The organism is Kibdelosporangium banguiense, from assembly GCF_017876405.1.
Lineage (GTDB): Bacteria > Actinomycetota > Actinomycetes > Mycobacteriales > Pseudonocardiaceae > Kibdelosporangium > Kibdelosporangium banguiense.
Genome location: NZ_JAGINW010000001.1, coordinates 5,293,196 through 5,309,768 on the forward strand (window position 1 = coordinate 5,293,196; position 16,573 = coordinate 5,309,768).

General features: G+C 66.8%; 14 protein-coding genes, 1 rRNA gene and 1 pseudogene. 12 read left to right on the forward strand and 4 right to left on the reverse strand.

Features of this window, described 5'->3' with window-relative positions:
* Window positions 1-2: 2 nt before the first annotated feature.
* The 7 genes from rrf to recN all read left to right on the forward strand — a co-directional run bounded on the left by rrf (window position 3) and on the right by recN (window position 7,255).
* A 5S ribosomal RNA gene (gene rrf, locus JOF56_RS25115) occupies window positions 3-119 on the forward strand.
* 171 nt (window positions 120-290) lie between these two features.
* Window positions 291-2,522 (forward strand): hypothetical protein, encoded by a 2,232-nt coding sequence (locus tag JOF56_RS58220; RefSeq protein WP_245378389.1) that lies wholly within the window; start codon window positions 291-293, stop codon window positions 2,520-2,522.
* Window positions 2,519-3,544 (forward strand): HAD-IIA family hydrolase, encoded by a 1,026-nt coding sequence (locus tag JOF56_RS25125; RefSeq protein ID WP_209641974.1) that lies wholly within the window; start codon window positions 2,519-2,521, stop codon window positions 3,542-3,544. Before JOF56_RS58220 ends, JOF56_RS25125 begins: the two co-directional genes overlap by 4 nt.
* Window positions 3,545-3,548: 4 nt before the next feature.
* Window positions 3,549-3,740 carry a hypothetical protein gene (locus tag JOF56_RS25130; RefSeq protein ID WP_245381304.1) on the forward strand — a complete coding sequence of 64 codons (192 nt, stop codon included), beginning with the start codon at window positions 3,549-3,551 and terminating at the stop codon, window positions 3,738-3,740.
* A gap of 3 nt (window positions 3,741-3,743) precedes the next feature.
* Window positions 3,744-4,559, forward strand: coding sequence for a TlyA family RNA methyltransferase (locus tag JOF56_RS25135; RefSeq protein ID WP_209641976.1), 816 nt, complete (start codon window positions 3,744-3,746; stop codon window positions 4,557-4,559).
* Entirely contained in the window at window positions 4,556-5,440 is an 885-nt protein-coding gene (locus JOF56_RS25140) for an NAD kinase (protein ID WP_209641977.1), read from the forward strand. Before JOF56_RS25135 ends, JOF56_RS25140 begins: the two co-directional genes overlap by 4 nt.
* Before the next feature lie 30 nt (window positions 5,441-5,470).
* The gene (gene recN, locus JOF56_RS25145; protein WP_307855247.1) at window positions 5,471-7,255 is read left to right on the forward strand and encodes a DNA repair protein RecN; all 1,785 of its coding nucleotides are present in this window, start codon (window positions 5,471-5,473) and stop codon (window positions 7,253-7,255) included.
* 3 nt (window positions 7,256-7,258) lie between these two features.
* Here the strand turns inward: recN and JOF56_RS25150 are convergent.
* Window positions 7,259-7,551: pseudogene (locus JOF56_RS25150) on the reverse strand (ISL3 family transposase); the annotation flags it as partial.
* Window positions 7,552-8,068: 517 nt separating this feature from the next.
* Between JOF56_RS25150 and steA the strand changes: the two are divergent.
* The 5 genes from steA to JOF56_RS60195 all read left to right on the forward strand — a co-directional run bounded on the left by steA (window position 8,069) and on the right by JOF56_RS60195 (window position 13,772).
* Complete coding sequence (gene steA / locus JOF56_RS25155; RefSeq protein ID WP_209648470.1) at window positions 8,069-9,253, forward strand: putative cytokinetic ring protein SteA; 1,185 nt, start codon at window positions 8,069-8,071, stop codon at window positions 9,251-9,253.
* Window positions 9,250-10,176, forward strand: a complete 927-nt coding sequence (locus tag JOF56_RS25160) for a copper transporter (RefSeq protein WP_209641978.1) — start codon at window positions 9,250-9,252, stop codon at window positions 10,174-10,176. Before steA ends, JOF56_RS25160 begins: the two co-directional genes overlap by 4 nt.
* Before the next feature lie 97 nt (window positions 10,177-10,273).
* Entirely contained in the window at window positions 10,274-11,989 is a 1,716-nt protein-coding gene (gene pyrG / locus JOF56_RS25165) for a CTP synthase (RefSeq protein WP_209648471.1), read from the forward strand.
* The gene (locus tag JOF56_RS25170) at window positions 11,986-12,612 is read left to right on the forward strand and encodes an NUDIX domain-containing protein (RefSeq protein WP_307855248.1); all 627 of its coding nucleotides are present in this window, start codon (window positions 11,986-11,988) and stop codon (window positions 12,610-12,612) included. Before pyrG ends, JOF56_RS25170 begins: the two co-directional genes overlap by 4 nt.
* Window positions 12,613-12,746: 134 nt before the next feature.
* Window positions 12,747-13,772: an effector-associated domain 2-containing protein gene (locus JOF56_RS60195; RefSeq protein WP_209641979.1), complete on the forward strand. Its 1,026-nt coding sequence runs from the start codon at window positions 12,747-12,749 to the stop codon at window positions 13,770-13,772.
* Here the strand turns inward: JOF56_RS60195 and JOF56_RS25180 are convergent.
* The 3 genes from JOF56_RS25180 to eat form a co-directional block, all read right to left on the reverse strand.
* Window positions 13,755-14,432 carry an anti-sigma factor family protein gene (locus JOF56_RS25180; protein ID WP_209641980.1) on the reverse strand — a complete coding sequence of 226 codons (678 nt, stop codon included), beginning with the start codon at window positions 14,430-14,432 and terminating at the stop codon, window positions 13,755-13,757. The genes JOF56_RS60195 and JOF56_RS25180 overlap by 18 nt on opposite strands.
* The gene (locus JOF56_RS25185; RefSeq protein ID WP_443667624.1) at window positions 14,425-14,913 is read right to left on the reverse strand and encodes a sigma-70 family RNA polymerase sigma factor; all 489 of its coding nucleotides are present in this window, start codon (window positions 14,911-14,913) and stop codon (window positions 14,425-14,427) included. The genes JOF56_RS25180 and JOF56_RS25185 overlap by 8 nt, the downstream gene beginning before the upstream one ends.
* A gap of 242 nt (window positions 14,914-15,155) precedes the next feature.
* Window positions 15,156-16,544 carry an ethanolamine permease gene (gene eat / locus JOF56_RS25190; RefSeq protein ID WP_209648473.1) on the reverse strand — a complete coding sequence of 463 codons (1,389 nt, stop codon included), beginning with the start codon at window positions 16,542-16,544 and terminating at the stop codon, window positions 15,156-15,158.
* Window positions 16,545-16,573: the final 29 nt, after the last annotated feature.

Consider the following 16,573-nt stretch of genomic DNA (forward strand, 5'->3'; position numbering starts at 1 on the left):
TTTACCGTGGTTTTAGCGAAGAGGAAACGCCCGGTCCCATTCCGAACCCGGAAGCTAAGCTCTTCAGCGCCGATGGTACTGCACTCGGTAGGGTGTGGGAGAGTAGGACACCGCGGTAATATTCTTCGAGGGGCCCCGTGAGAAATCGCGGGGCCCTTTCGGTATGTCACTTCATAGCACCGAGGCTGACCTGGGCCGATGGCCAGAGTAGGCCGGTTGTTACCATGGTCGATGGCCTACTTGGCCGAGTGAGAATGTGCGGCCCTGCTGGACGGGGCTTGGAGGTCTAGGTGTCTGAGTTCGAACGGTCCGACGACGGCGGCGACCAGTCGCGTAGTCGCGGCACCGGCGGTGATCGGCAGAACGATCGCCGTAACGATGGTCGGCGTGGGTACGCCGCCGACCGCAAGCCACGCGCCGCGGGCGGGTCCCGCGACCAGCGGAGTGGCGGCCGTGCCCAGGACCAGGGCCGGCGCGAGCCGTGGCGCAACGAGCGTCGCGGCCCCCGTGACGACTCCGACCGCCGCGACTTCCGTGACCGCGACAACAGGTCAGAAAACCGGGACCGCCCCTTCCGGAAGCCGGCGCGCGACAACAACTCCCGCGGTTTCGACCGCCCTCGCCGCGACTTCAACCCACGCGACGACAAGCCCCGCGGCAGCTACGACCGCGACAAGCCGCGTAGCTACGACAACGATCGTCCTCGTCGCGATTTCAATTCCCGTGACGACAGGCCTCGTGGCGGCTTTGACCGTGACAAGCCGCGCAGCTACGACAATGACCGCCCGCGCCGGGACTTCAACTCCCGTGACGACAAGCCGCGGAACTTTGATCGCGACAAGCCCCGCAGCTATGACAACGATCGTCCGCGCCGTGATTTCAACTCGCGCGACGACCGGCCCCGCGGCAGCTTCGACCGTGACAAATCCCGGGGTTTTGATCGTGATAAGCCGCGCAGCTTCAACAATGACAAGCCGCGTCGCGATTTCAATTCCCGCGATGACCGGCCTCGCGGTGGGTTCGACCGTGACAAGCCGCGTAGCTACGACAACGATCGTCCCCGTCGGGACTTCAACTCGCGCGATGACCGGCCTCGTGGCGGCTTTGACCGTGACAAGCCGCGCAGCTTCGACAGTGACCGCCCTCGGCGTGATTTCAATTCGCGTGATGATCGTCCGCGTGGCAAATTCGACCGCGACAAGCCACGTCGTGACTTCGACTCACGTGGCGACAAGCCCCGTGGCAGCTACGACCGCGACAAGCCTCGCAGTTTTGACCGTGACAAACCGCGTGGGTTTGACCGCGATAAGCCGCGTACTTTCGATCGGGACAAGCCTCGGCGTGATTTCGGCTCCCGTGACGACAAGCCACGTAGCTTTGATCGCGACAAGCCGCGTAGCTACGACAATGACCGCCCGCGCCGGGACTTCAACTCGCGCGATGACCGGCCTCGTGGCGGCTTTGACCGTGACAAGTCACGTAGTTACGACGGTGACCGTCCTCGGCGTGATTTCAATTCGCGTGATGATCGTCCGCGTGGCAAATTCGACCGCGACAAGCCGCGCCGCGACTTCGGCTCGCGCGACGACAAGCCGCGTAGCTATGACAACGATCGCCCGCGCCGCGACTTCTCGCGTGATGACAAGCCCCGAGGCGTCGACGAGCCGCGTCGCGATTTCGACGCGGGTGACGAGACGCCGCGTCAGGACTTCGAGCCTCGCGAGCGTGCGGACCACACCGAGGACGACAAGCCGCGTCCCGAGGTCGTTCAGGCCAGTGCCGAACTCCCCGAGACCGAGCAGACCGCTCAGGCAGTTGCCGAGGAATCGGCCGAGCAGCCTGAGGCGACCCCAGGCAAGCTGACGTTGCCGGAGGGCGCGGAGCTCTCGAAGCTGGACTACGAAGCGCGCCAGGAGCTCAAGAGCCTGCCGAAGGCACAGGCCGAGGACGTCGGACAGCACCTGGCCGCGGCCGGAATGCTGATCGACGAAGACCCTGAGCTCGCCCTGCAGCATGCGCGGATCGCGCGTGGCAAGGCGTCCCGGGTCGCGATCGTGCGCGAAGCTGCTGGCCTTGCCGCGTACCACGCCGGTGAGTGGGCGGAGGCCCTCTCAGACCTGCGTGCGGTGCGCCGCATGACGGGCTCGAACGCACATATCGCTGTCATGGCTGACTGTGAGCGTGCGCTTGGGCGTCCTGAGCGTGCGCTCGATCTGGCCAAGGAAGCGGGCAAGGACATCAGCCCGGCGACTGCCGTCGAGTTGCGCATCGTGACCGCAGGGGCGCGGCGCGACTTGGGTGAGCTGGGTGCCGCCGTGGTCGCGTTGCAGGGGCCGGATCTGGACCCGAAGCGCAAGGACCCGTGGAGTGCGCGCCTGTTCTACGCGTACGCCGACAATCTCGAAGCGGCCGGCCGTAAGGACGAGGCGATTCGCTGGTTCCTCAACGCCGCGCAGGCCGACGACGAGGAGGAAACCGACGCGGCCGAGCGGGCCGTGGAACTTGGGGCCGCACTTCAGTGAAACGTCGGCTGCTGGACATCTACGACGCGCTGCTGCTGGACCTCGACGGAACCGTCTACCGCGGTGGTGAGGCGGTTCCTGGAGCAGCACAAGCCGTACGGGCTGCGCGTGAGAACGGTACGGCCGTCAGGTTCGTCACCAACAACGCGTCCCGCAGTCCACAGGACGTCGCGGACCACCTGACGAACCTGGGTGTGTCCGCGAAGCCCGAAGAGGTCAGCACGAGTGCTCAGGCAGCCGGCACTGTCCTTTCCGAACGCCTGCAGCCGGGCGACGAGGTCCTGGTGGTCGGCACGACTTCGCTGGCGGACATCGTGGAGTCCGTCGGCCTGCGCCCGGTCCGGTCGTTCACCGAGAACGTCAAAGCCGTGGTGCAAGGGCTCTCCCGGGACGCCGGCTACCGCGACCTCGCAGAGGCCACGCTGGCCATCCGCGCGGGCGCGCTGTGGGTGGCGTGCAACATGGATCCGACGCTGCCGACCGAACGCGGCGAGCTGCCCGGCAACGGCGCCCTCGTCGCCGCGCTGCGGGCAGCGACGAGCCAGGAGCCGGTTGTCGCGGGCAAGCCGGCCAGGCCGCTGATGGACGAGGCCATCATGTCCTCCAACGCGAACAGCCCGCTTGTGGTCGGGGATCGGTTGGACACCGACATAGCCGGTGCGGTCACCGCGGAGGTCGACGCACTGCTTGTGCTGACCGGCGTGACGCGGCCTGCCGAGCTGCTCGCCGCTCCCGCGTGGCTACGTCCGCGCTATGTCGCGGCGAGTATCGGCGATGTCTGTGGCCCTGCGAATGGACTGGAAATTGCGGCACAGCGTGCATGGGAAGTCGATCGAACTGATCATGCTCTGACCGTCCGCTGCACCGGCAACGGCCCCAGTACCGACGAACTGGCCTTATTGCGTGCGCTCTGCGCGGCGCACCGGCCGGTCGAAGGTGGCGACATCCTGGTCCGCGCCGAGGACGACACGACACGGGACGCGTTGCGCACACTTGGAATCGCCAGATCGGCGGTACCTTGAGATGGTGCAGTTCAACTCTGAAGGCAGCTGGAGTGCTCCAGTGCCGGGGCCGCCGCCGGACCCTGCCGCCGCCATCGACGCGGCGCTGGCCGGCCTGGAAGGCCTCGACCAGCTGGAGCCGGTCGAGCACGTCGGCCGGTTCGACGCGGTGCACTCGGCACTGACCGAGGCACTGTCGAGCATCGACAAGGTCTGATCCATGCCCCGCCGGTCGCGGCTGGACGCTGAACTTGTGCGTCGTGGCCTGGCCCGCTCCCGTGAACACGCTTCCCAGCTGATCGCGGACGGCCATGTCACGGTCAAGGGCGTACTGGCCAGAAAAGCCGCCACAGCAGTGGAAACCGACGCCCCCGTGGTCGTCCGTGAGGACGTCGACGACCCGGGCTGGGCATCGCGTGGTGCGCACAAGCTCGTCGGCGCGCTCGAGGCGTTCGAGCCGGATGGGCTGACAGTCAACGGAAAACGCTGTCTGGACGCGGGCGCGTCCACCGGCGGTTTCACCGATGTGTTGCTACGTAAGGGCGCTGAGCAGGTGGTGGCCGCGGATGTGGGGCGTGGCCTGCTTGTCTGGCGCCTGATGACCGATCCTCGTGTGCTGGTGCTCGACAAGACCAACGTCCGCAACCTGACGCCGGAACTGACCGGCGGCCAGGTGGATCTGGTCGTCGCGGACCTGTCGTTCATCTCGCTCAAGTTGGTGCTCCCCGCGTTGCTGGCATGCGCGCGGGACGACGCCGACCTGGTGCCGATGGTCAAACCACAGTTCGAGGTCGGCAAAGAACGACTGGGTTCCGGCGGTGTCGTACGGGACCCTGGACTTCGCGCCGAAGTCGTCATCGATGTGCTCACCGCGGCCGCGGAACTGGGCCTGCGCCCGCATGGCGTGGTCGCCAGCCCGCTGCCCGGACCGTCCGGGAACGTGGAGTACTTCGCCTGGCTGAGGCGCGGTGACCGGCTCGAACCCGAGCAGGTCGCAAGCATGGTTCACGCGGCTGTGGAGAGAGGACCGCAATGAGCGAGATCCGCGAGATCCTGATGGTCGTGCACACCGGCAGGCACGCCAATCGGCGAACCGCCGAACTGGTCGCGGAGCAGTTCAGCAAAGCGGGTGTGTCCATCCGCGCGCTGGAGGACGAAGCCGGCGATTTCAGCCCCGACCTGTCGGTCGTCTGCCCGGACGACAACGCCGCCAAAGGCGTCGACCTGGTGTTCGTGCTTGGTGGTGACGGCACTCTGTTGCGTGCCGCGGAGCTGGCCCGGCCGGTCGGTGTCCCCGTGCTGGGCGTGAACCTCGGGCGGGTGGGCTTCCTCGCCGAGGCCGATTCCGACGATCTGGACGTTGCCGTCCGGCGCGTACTGGACGGGAAATTCCATGTCGACGAGCGGATGACGCTCGAGGTCGTCGCCACGCACGAAGGCGAAGAGATCGCGCGGACGTGGGCATTGAACGAAGCCAGCGTCGAGAAGAGCAGCCGTGAGCGCATTCTGGATGTGCTGATCGAGGTCGACGGGCGTCCCGTGTCGTCGTTCGGGTCCGACGGTGTGCTGTGCGCGACGCCGACCGGCTCAACGGCTTATGCGTTCTCTGCTGGTGGCCCCGTGATTTGGCCTGATGTTCAGGCTCTCGTTGTCGTGCCCAGCAACGCGCACGCGATGTTCGCGCGTCCACTGGTTGTCTCGCCTTCGTCCACGGTCGCGTTCGAGGTCGATCCAGGCGGCCACCCTGCGGTTTTGTTCTGTGACGGGCAACGCACCTTCGACCTGCCCGCAGGTGCGCGGGTGGAGATCTCCGCGGCATCAGAGCCGGTCAGACTGGTTCGGTTGTGGGACGGGCCGTTCACCGACAGGCTGGTCAAGAAGTTCGCTCTGCCCGTTCAGGGGTGGCGATCTCGATAACTGTCAGGGTGAGTAGGTAGGGTTCGCACTGTGCTGGCCGAGATGCGCATCCAGGGCCTCGGCGTCATCGACGAGGCGACCCTGCAACTGGACCCCGGATTCACCGTAGTCACCGGTGAGACCGGGGCGGGCAAGACCATGGTCGTCACCGGACTGCACCTGCTGTCCGGTGGCCGCGCGGAGGCGTCCAGAGTGCGCTCTGGCGCGAGCCGTGCCGTGGTCGAGGGCCGCTTCCACGTGCCGCCCAAGTCGCCGGCGGCCCAGGTCGCCGTCGATGCCGCAGCCGAACCCGACGAGGACGGCAGCCTGATCGCGCTGCGCACCGTGGGTTCGGACGGGCGATCCAGAGCCCATCTGGGCGGGCGGTCCGTGCCGGTCGGCGTGCTCGCCGAGCTGGCCGAGAACCTCATCGCGGTGCACGGCCAGAACGACCAGCTCCGCCTGCTGCACCCAGTCGAGCAGCGTTCGGTACTGGACACGTTCGCCGGCGACTCGGTCGCCAAAGCGCTCGCGGAGTACCGATCCACCCGCGCGGAGTGGATCGAGGTCGCCGAAGAGCTGCGCGAACGTACAGCCAAAGCCCGTGACCTCGCCAAGCAGGCCGAGATGCTGCAGCACGGCCTGCAGGAGATCGAGGCCGTCGACCCCAAACCCGGCGAGGACGCGGAGCTCGTCGACGAGGCCCGCCGACTCGCCGACGTGGACCAGCTGCGTGAAGCCGCCTCCGGCGCGCACTTCTCACTCAGCGGCTCGCCGGACGACCCATCCGACGGCACCGGAGCCATGGGCCTGATCGACGAGGCCCGCCGCAGGCTCTCCAGCTCCGAAGACCCCAAACTGCGTGACCTCGAGCCGCGTCTGGCCGAGGCAGCAGTGTTGCTCAGCGACGTCAACAACGAACTCAGCAGCTACCTCGAAGGCCTGGAAGCAGACCCTGCTCGCCTTGAGCAAGTGCTGGCGCGCCAAGCCGAGCTGAAGATGCTGACCCGCAAGTACGCCACGGACATCGACGGCGTACTCGCCTGGGCAGCCGACGCGGCCCAGCAACTGACCGGCCTGGACACATCCGAGGAAGCCCTCGCCGAGCTGGCCCGCCGCCGCGACGCCCTGGCCCTCGACCTGGCCCGGCACGCCGCGACACTCACCGAAGAGCGCGAGCGCGCAGCCCAGGACCTCTCCCAGGAAGTCACCGCGGAACTGGCAGGCCTCGCCATGGGCTCCGCCGGCATCGAGGTCGCAGTGCGTCCACGCCTCGCCTCAGACGAAGACACCCACGCCCTCCGAGTCGGCTCAGTGATGCTGTCAGCCGGCCCCGACGGCGTCGACGAGGTCGAACTCAGGCTGAAGGCCCACGACGGAGCCCAAGCCCTGCCGGTGCACAAGGCAGCCTCCGGCGGCGAGCTCTCCCGAGTCATGCTCGCCATCGAAGTCGTCCTGGCCCACGCAGACCCCGTCCCCACCATGGTCTTCGACGAGGTCGACGCCGGCGTCGGCGGCCGCGCCGCAATAGAAATCGGCCGCCGCCTCGCCCGCCTGGCCCGCACCCACCAAGTCGTCGTCGTCACCCACCTCGCCCAGGTCGCAGCCTTCGCCGACAGGCACCTGGTTGTCGACAAGTCCGCCACCGGCGGCCTGACCCGCAGCGGCGTCAAGGTCCTCTCCGAACAGGACCGAGTCGTAGAGCTGGCCCGCATGCTCGCCGGCATGGAATCAACCGAAACAGGCCGCGCCCACGCCGAAGAACTCCTAGCCGTAGCCGAAGCCGCCAAAAAAGAAGCCATCAACGGCAAAAAATCCCGCCGCAAACGCTCCTGACAGCAGCCCGCGGCGCGACAACCTGGCCCGCGGCTCAGCCGCCAGTGAGGTGTGCTGGCGCCACATGTGGCCGCAGCCACCGCATCGGTACCGGCGGATCGTGACCAGCAGCGTCGTGGACCGCCAGCCGAGCGGCTCGTGGGCCAGGCGCCGGGTCCACGGTGTCCCTTCACAGCCGCAGCGGTGACACCAGCGGTCGGTTCGACGACCCGGCACGCGAGGACTGCGCGCTCGGGCTCGAGGCGCTGGCCGGTGACGACGCTCGAGCCGCGACTACACCCAGTCCCCGGGAGCAGGTCATCTGTCGAGGGATCCGCGATCACGGCCGATGGCGGAAGCTGATGCGCATCAGCCGACTGTCGGACCCACCTCGATCAGCCTGGCATCAGCACGGCCCGACAAGAGGTCTCAGCAGCGGGCCCAAACGTGCAAGGCTGCGCTCTCGGGGTGGAAACTCCCAACGACAACAAGAGGGGGCCCAAGACCCGCCCGCAGCTACACCCTCATCTGTGAAGAGCCCCTTTCGCGCGGGTTCGCCCCTTTCAACCCCACCGGGGCCGTATCTTTGTCCCGGCGTCTGGGGCGCCAACCCGGCTCGCCAGACCTCAAGTCCGCCAACGGGGCTCCGTTGGGACCGGGATGCTGACCGGGCCCGCCAGCGCCTTTCCGGCTCTCTTTCTGTCCGGAGTTGACGCACGTTGAAGAATACTCTCGGTGGTTGTTTGTGTTGCTGGGGTACACGCGTGGGTGACACTCAGCTGGACCCGGCGTGGCGTGGACACAATGGACTGTCCATTTGTCACGATCGGATGTATGAAGCTTCCCGGACTGCTCAACCGTGCCAGCCAGAGCCAACCCGGGATTACGGGCGTGGCAAGGGTTGATCGTCGCACTGGTGACTTGCTTCGCAGGATTACCTCGGGCGACATTGTCGTTCTTGACCAGCTTGATCTCGATCGCGCGACGGCTGATGCGCTGGTGGCGGCTGGGGTTGCCGGAGTGGTCAACGCGTCGCCTTCCATTTCGGGCAGGTTTCCCAATCTTGGGCCGGAACTGCTTGTGGATGCGGGAATTCCCCTGATCGATGGCGTCGGCGTACATGCGTTGAGAGAGATTCGCGAAGGCAGCAAACTCCGGCTGCATGCCGGTACTGTCTACTGTGGAGAGAAGGAGCTCGCCAAAGGTACTCGGCAGACCGCTGAGACCATTGCCGATCAGATGATCGAGGCGAAGGCGGGCATGTCTGCTCAGCTGGAAGCCTTTTCCGCCAACACGATTGAGTTCCTGCGCCGCGAGCGTTCGCTCATCCTTGACGGTATCGGTGTGCCGGAGTTGCGGGTTCAGGTTCGGGGGCGCCAGGTTCTTGTTGTCGCGCCTGGCACTGATCACATCGAGGGTCTCAGGAATCTCAGGCGGTACATCTCCGAGCATCGCCCCGTCATGATCGGTGTCGACGGCGGTGCCGATGCCATCAAGGGCGCCGGATACAAGGTCGATGTCGTTGTCGGCGACCCGGACAAGAACAGTACCGAGACTCTCACCACCGCGACTGAGGTTGTCATCCCGGCGCAGACGGATGGGCACGCGCCCGGCTTGGAGCGCATTCAGGACCTGGGCATCGGCGCGGTCACGTTTCCTGCGTCCGGCAACGCCGAGGATCTTGCTCTTCTGCTGGCTGACGCGCATGGGGCTTCGTTGATTGTCACGGTGGGTTTTCAGGCCACGCTGCGTGAGTTTCTCGACAGCGGGCGGTCGGGGTCGAACCCGTCGACGTTCCTGACCAGGTTGAAGCTTGGTTCGAAGCTGGTTGACGGCAAGGCCGCGGCGAGCTTGCACCGCAGCCGGGTGTCGACGTTCGCGGTCTTCCTGCTTGTCCTGGCCGCTCTGGTCGCGGTCGCGGCCGGGTTGTGGGTGTCCGGCGTGGGCGGCACGTACGTCGACTGGGCCGTGAGCACCTGGGGCGACTTCGTTTCCTGGATCAAGGGGCTGTTCACGTGATCTCGCTGCGCTACCACATCATCTCGATCGCCGCGGTGTTCCTGGCGCTGGCCGTCGGGGTCCTGCTCGGTTCGAGCACGTTGAGCCGCACGCTGCTGTCCGGACTTTCCGACGAGCGTGGTGACCTGGCCAAACAGGTTGCGGACCTGCAGGCGGAACGCAATTCCCTCAACGCCAGGCTGACCAGCTCGGACGGCTTCGCCGGGTCGATCGGCCCGCTGGCGGTACGTGGCGAGCTTGATCAGCGGACAGTCGTCCTGGTGACCACGGCTGACGCGCGCCCGGCCGATCTGGATGCGGTGAAGTCGTTGATCGGCAACGCCGGCGGCAGCGTGACCGGTGAACTGCAGCTCACCGACGCGTTCGCCGACCCGCAGAAAGCCGACCAGCTGCGTGATGTGGTGACCAGGCTGTTGCCCGCGGGTCTGCAGCTGCCCACGGCGTCTGATCCCGGCACGTTGGCCGGTGGCCTGCTCGGTGCCCTGATCCTGATCAACAAGGACACCAACCAGGCGCAGGCCAAGCCCGCGGAGGCCACTGCGGCGCTCAGCGGCCTGTCCGACGGCGGGTTCGTGCGGATGCCGGAAGGGCTACGGCCTGCTCAGCTGGCTGTCATCCTCACGGGGAGCTCGTTGTCGGGTAATGGCGCCAGTGACCGTGCGTCGACCATCGCTCGGTTCGCCGCCCAGATTGACCGGTCCGGCGCGGGTGCCGTGCTCGCCGGTGACACGGGTTCGGCCGAGGGCTCAGGCCTGATCGGGGTGGTCCGCGCCGATACCGCCGCGTCGTCCATTCTGTCCACTGTGGACAATGTGGACCTGAACGCCGGCCGGGTGGCCACGATTCTCGCGCTCGGTGAACAGCTCGAAGGTAAAGCGGGTCGCTACGGCACGGCCGGCAACGCTCAATCTGTGGTGCCCTGACGGTCACTCTCGGTAAAGAGTCGACACGCGTATACCCGGTTCCCCACCCGACGGCAAGAAGGTGTTACCGTGGAGCCCCGTGGAAAACAGTAGGCGGCTGCCTCAAGCGCGGACGACAAAGCACGTTTTCGTGACCGGAGGCGTCGCCTCCTCGCTGGGCAAGGGACTCACCGCTTCCAGCCTCGGACAGCTACTCACCTCGCGCGGTCTGCGCGTGACGATGCAGAAGCTCGACCCGTATCTCAACGTCGATCCCGGCACCATGAACCCGTTCCAGCACGGCGAGGTGTTCGTGACCGAGGACGGCGCGGAGACGGACCTCGACATCGGGCATTACGAGCGGTTCCTTGACCGTGACCTCAGTGGATCGGCGAACGTGACCACCGGCCAGGTGTACTCCACGGTCATCGCCAAGGAGCGCCGCGGTGAGTACCTGGGCGACACGGTGCAGGTCATCCCGCACATCACCGACGAGATCAAAGCCCGGATCCAGGCGATGGCGCTGCCGGACGCGAGCGGTCGCGTGCCGGACGTGGTCATCACCGAGGTCGGCGGCACGGTCGGTGACATCGAGTCGCTGCCGTTCCTGGAGGCCTGCCGGCAGGTCCGTCATGACGTCGGCCGGGACAACTGCTTCTTCCTGCACGTGTCGCTGGTGCCGTACCTGGCGCCGTCCGGCGAGCTGAAGACGAAGCCGACCCAGCACTCGGTCGCGGCGCTGCGCAACATCGGTATCCAGCCGGACGCGATCGTCTGCCGGGCCGACCGGGAGATCCCGGACTCGCTGAAGCGCAAGATCGCCCTGATGTGCGATGTGGACACCGACGCGGTCGTCGCCGCGCCGGACGCGCCGTCCATCTACGACATTCCGCGCGTGCTGCACGGCGAGGGCCTGGACGCCTATGTCGTGCGCCGCCTTGGCCTGCCGTTCCGTGACGTCGACTGGGCCGTGTGGGGCGACCTGCTGGGACGCGTGCACAACCCGAAGGAGACCGTCCGGATCGCGGTCGTCGGCAAGTACGTCGACCTGCCGGACGCGTACCTTTCGGTGACGGAGGCGCTGCGTGCGGGCGGTTTCGCGCACCGCGCCAAGGTCGAGATCGTCTGGGTCGCCTCGGACTCCTGCGAGACGCCCTCCGGCGCCGCGCACGCACTGTCTGGTGTGGACGGTGTGCTGATCCCCGGCGGCTTCGGCGTCCGTGGTATCGAAGGCAAGCTCGGCGCGATCAGCTTCGCCCGTGACCGCAAGATCCCGCTGCTCGGCCTGTGCCTCGGGCTGCAGTGCATGGTGATCGACGTGGCCCGCAACCTGGCCGGGCTGACCGGCGCGAACTCGGCCGAGTTCGACGAGAACACCGAGCACCCGGTGATCTCCACCATGGCCGATCAGGAGGACGTCGTGGCCGGCGAGCGCGACATGGGCGGCACTATGCGGCTCGGCGCCTACCCCGCAGCCTTGGTCCCCGGTTCGATCGTGGCGGAATCCTATGGCTCCGCAAACGTTTCCGAGCGTCACAGGCACCGCTACGAAGTCAACAACGCCTACCGCAAGCGTTTGTCCGAGGCGGGAATGGTCTTCTCCGGCACCTCGCCGGACGGCCACCTCGTCGAGTTCGTCGAGCTTCCCGCCGACAAGCACCCGTTCTACGTCGGCACCCAGGCGCACCCGGAGCTCAAGAGCCGCCCGACCCGCCCGCACCCGCTCTTCTCCGGCTTCGTCAAGGCAGCCCTTGCCTACCGCACGGCCGACCGCCTGCCCGTGGAGTTCCCCGAGAACAACCACATCACCAGCGGAATTGGGGTCGCCCCGTGACCGAGGACCGGCATGCCTTCGAAGTGGTCTCCACAAAGGACATTCACATCGGCCGCGTGGTGGGCCTCAGGCTCGACGAGGTCACCATGCCCGGCGGCAACACGGCAATGCGTGAGGTCGTCGAACACCTCGGCGCAGTCGCCGTGGTGGCCCTGGACGACGAGGACAGGGTGGTGCTGATCCATCAGTACCGCCACCCAGTCGGCCGCCGCCTCTGGGAGCTGCCCGCAGGCCTGCTCGACGTCGCCGGCGAGAACGCGGTCACCACAGCCGCCCGCGAACTCGAGGAAGAAGTCGACCTCGCCGCAGCCGAGTGGTCAGTTCTCGTCGACGTCGCGGCCTCCCCAGGCTTCACCGACGAGGTAGTCCGCGTCTTCCTCGCCCGCGACCTCACCCCCGCAGGCCGCACAGCCCCAGAAGGCGACGAGGAAGCCGACATCGTCGTCTCCCGCATCCCCCTGACCGAGGCCGTCACCAAGGTCTTCACCGGCGAAATAATCAACGCCTCCACCGTCGCCGGCCTGCTGGCCGCCCAAGCCGTCCTCAACGGCACAGCGACACCCCGCCCCGCCTCCGCCCCCTGGGACACTGCCCCCACGGCCTTCGCGAACCGCCGCAAGTGATCTTTCCGCCGGGTGTGGTCTCGCTGTGTGACCACACCCGGGTTGGTGAACCCCATAAGGCCTGATCAGCGTTTTGCGGGTTGTGTGTCAGCGGGACACAGAGGGATCTGTGTTGCTCGGGCATCCTGAGGTTCGTGCTAAACGCCAGGTCGGGAGACGACGGCGGCGAGCGACCGGGTGGCCGGGAACTCGAGGGGCGGCATGTGTCCATGGTCGGGGTGGACGTGGAGGGGTTCGGGTGGGCTGACCGGACCTCGGCGGACCAACTGGTGGTCCGCGAAGGGATGTACGCCGTGCTTGAGCACGCTTTCGCGGGTGCGGGAGTGCCGTGGGAGCAGTGCGAGACGCATGATCGTGGTGATGGGGCAATGATTCTTGTGCCTCCGGATGTTTCGAAGAACCGGCTTGTCGCGCGGTTGCCGGGGCTGGTGCAGGAAGGGCTGGCCGCGCACAACGGGAAATATCCACCGCAAGGCCGGATTCGGTTGCGGCTGGCGCTGCACGCCGGGGAGGTGCATGACGATGCGAATGGGCCGACGAGTGACTCGCTGGTCTTCCTCTTTCGTTTGCTGGAGGCGGACGTGGCCAAACAGGACCTGGCCCGTGCGGAAGGGGATTTGGTGGTGATTGTGTCGGAATGGTTCTTCGACAACGTCATCAAACATGACCTGGACGCGCGGCCGGATTCCTATCGGCCGGTGCGGTTCGAGACCAAGGAAACGGTGGCGCCCGCGTGGATCTATCTGCCGGGTGATGAGGACAAGGCCGCCGTGCCACAGACTACGAGTGTCAATGGCGTCAGACGCACATCGACGGATCGGTTGGCGGACGTGCTGAATACGAACTCGACCGGACGAGCCAAACTTATGACTTTCGTGGACGCGCTACTGGCCATTCCCACTGTCGGGCGGGAATCCGATCGGCGGATGCTGCTGGAGTACCTACGCCCGGAGATCCGCAACAATGTGCCCTATTCCCCGCAGAGCCGCCATCACGTGCTCGGCCTGGTCACCACGTGCATGAACTACCAGGGCGGGCTGGACGAGCTGCTGGACCTGGTCCGTGCGATGGAAGGCGAGTCCTCTACACCGATGCGCCGGCTCGACGAGACTGTGGCGCGGCTCATCACCGCGCGGCCTTCGTCAGAAGCGGGCTTCTAGCAAGGCTTTGTCGCTGTTGAGCAGTCTGATCTCGATCCGGGTGATCTTGGAGCGGGGCACGTCTGTGCTTGCGCTGGGTGTCATGGATGTGCCCGGGCCCGCGTTCCACGTGCCGACTTGGGAGGCGGTTCCGCTGGAGTCGACGACGAACAGCGCGTAGCCCAGGCTGCGGCCCTGGCCTCCCTTGGGAACCGCGTAGTCGCATTTGATCTCGATCCGCGTTCCCCAGGGCTCCTCCACCAGGTTCACCGATGCGGTCACCGGGCTGGGGATCGTCTGCGTGAGCATGGTCGGGAACGCCTGCTGCTGTTGGGGAACCGGTTCCGGGGCGCGCAAAAAGATGGTGAGCACGGCACCCGCGGCGGCGGCGCCGACGAGAGCTGCGCCGATGCGGATGCGGGACCAGCGGCGGGATGTGCGGGCGGCACGTGCCAGGCTGGGCATCAGATCGGCTTCGGCAGGGGCATCGAGCAGTTCGGCGGCTTGCTCCTTGGGCACGGCGGACAGAACGGCCGGCATGCTTTCGAAGGAGGCGACGGCGGCTGAGCACTCGTCGCACGTGCTCAGGTGCTGTTCGTATTCCTCGCGTTCGGCAGGGGAGAGCGAACCCAGCACGTAGGCGACGTCCCACTCCCGGTACGGGTCCGTCGGACTAGTCACTGCCGGTCACTCCTCTCTCCTGCAGGGCGAGTTGCAGCGCACGCAGACCGTAGTGCAGCCGGGAGCGGACTGTGCCTGGCGGCACGTCAAGTGCCTCAGCCAGTTCGGCGACCGATTGTCCCATGTAGTACGCGCGAACGATCACTGTCCGGTGGTCTGGTGTCAAGTGCGTGAGCGCGTCGGCTACCAGCCACGAGTCCAAGGCAGATTCCTCCGGGACGCTCTGTGATCTGGTGCCGCGCTTGGTGAGGACGACCTCGCGCGCGGCCCGGTAGAGCCAGGCGCGGGACGCTTCGGAGCCCTGTTGGAGGATGCCGGGCTGTTTCCACGCGCGAAGCAGTGTCTGCTGTACGACGTCCTGGGCGAGCTGGTCGTCACCGGTGAGGCGCAGCACGTATCGCAGCAAAGGCGCTGCGTGCTCGTCATGCAAAGCACGCAGCAGCGCGATATTGCTCTCGTTGATGACACACCTCCACGCCACGGGGGAAAACGCCGGCTCGCGCCAAGCCGGAAGGGCCTCCTTGTCCGTCCTGTTTGGACAAATCTGTCCCATGCGGCGTTGATCGTAACCTTATCCGTGGCGATTGCGACAGGTGAGTTCGTCGTTACCCGATAGCGCCGCGCACTGAAATCGAAAGGACCGATGATCCGGGGTGTACGGCAGTCGAAAAGACCCGGCGCCCGCCGGTCCGAAAAGGACCTGAGGCGCCGGGTTTCTCGCGGCTACTCCAGTTCCTGCTCCGCGCGGGCGATTGCCGCGAACTCCTCCTCCGGCGCGTTGGCCACCAGGTGATGGCGGCTGTAGAACCAGAAATAGGCCCAGGCCAGTACCATGATCCCGGCCGTGACGGCGGCCGCGATCTCGTCGACGAAGAAAGTCGCGATCACGGCCGCGACGGCGAGCACGGCGGCGATGCCGGTGGTGACCACGCCGCCGGGCGTGCGGTACGGGCGTTCCAGTCCGGGTTCGCGGATTCGCAGCACGATATGCGAGACATTGAGCAGGACGTAGGAAACCGTGGCGCCGAACACCGCGATGTTGATGAGCTTGTCGCCGTTCTGAATCACCACGGCGAGCACGAATCCGATCGTGCCGGGGACGATCAAAGCCAGGTACGGCGTCTTGCGGCGGCCGGTGACCGAAAGCCAGCGCGGCAGATATCCCGCGCGCGACAGGGCGAACAATTGCCGGGAGTACGCGTAGATGATGGAGAAGAAGCTCGCCACCAGTCCGGCCAGGCCGACGTAGTTCACGAACTGGGCCAGGAAGTTGTCCCCGCCGAAGGCCACCCGGACCGCGTCCGGCAGCGGGTTCTTGGACTCCGACAACGCCTGGGATCCGGCGCCGCCCGGGGCGAACACCAGGATCAACGCGGCGAAGATCAGCAACGCCGTCATCCCGGCGATGATGCCGCGCGGCAGGTCGCGCTTGGGATCGCGGGCCTCCTCGGCGGCCAGGGGCACGCCCTCGATGGCCAGGAAGAACCAGATCCCGTAGACCAGTGCGCCCAGTGCGCCCGCGATCCCGAACGGCAGGAACGAACTCGCCCCGATCGCGTCGGTCATCGGGATGTTGAACAGCTTGTCGGGGTCGAACTTGCCGATCATGCCGACGACGAACACCAGCAGCGCGACGACCGCGATGCCGGTGATCACGAACATCGCCCGCAGCGCCTCGCCGACGCCCCACAGGTGCGCCCCGACGAAGATCAGGTAGCAGGCCAGGAAGATCGGCCAGCCGCTGGTCAGCCCGAACAGGCCGAGTGCCTCGACGTAACCGCCGATGAACACCGCGATCGCCGCGGGCGCGATCGCGTACTCGATCAGGATCGCCATCCCGGTCAGGAATCCGCCGGTCGGGCCGAGCGCCCGGCGGGCGAAGCCGTAGCCGGCGCCGGCGACCGGCAGCGCGGACGCCATCTCGGCCAGGCCGAAGACCATGCAGGTGTACATCAGGGCCATCAGCACGGTCGCGATCAGCAACCCGCCCCAGCCGCCCTGGGCCAGCCCGAAGTTCCAGCCGGCGAAGTCGCCGGAGATCACGTAGGAGACGCCGAGGCCGGCCAGCAGTACCCAGCCGGCGGCGCCCCGTTTGAGCTGGCGCTTCTCCATGTACTGCTGGTCGACCGTCTCGTACTGCT

What these genes read in the sequence shown, in the direction of transcription:
- JOF56_RS25140 (WP_209641977.1), top strand. Translation starts at nt 4,556, where the DNA reads ATGAGCGAGATCCGCGAGATCCTGATGGTCGTGCACACCGGCAGGCAC.
- JOF56_RS25135 (WP_209641976.1), top strand. Translation starts at nt 3,744, where the DNA reads ATGCCCCGCCGGTCGCGGCTGGACGCTGAACTTGTGCGTCGTGGCCTG.
- eat (WP_209648473.1), bottom strand. Translation starts at nt 16,544, where the DNA reads ATGGAGAAGCGCCAGCTCAAACGGGGCGCCGCCGGCTGGGTACTGCTG.
- steA (WP_209648470.1), top strand. Translation starts at nt 8,069, where the DNA reads ATGAAGCTTCCCGGACTGCTCAACCGTGCCAGCCAGAGCCAACCCGGG.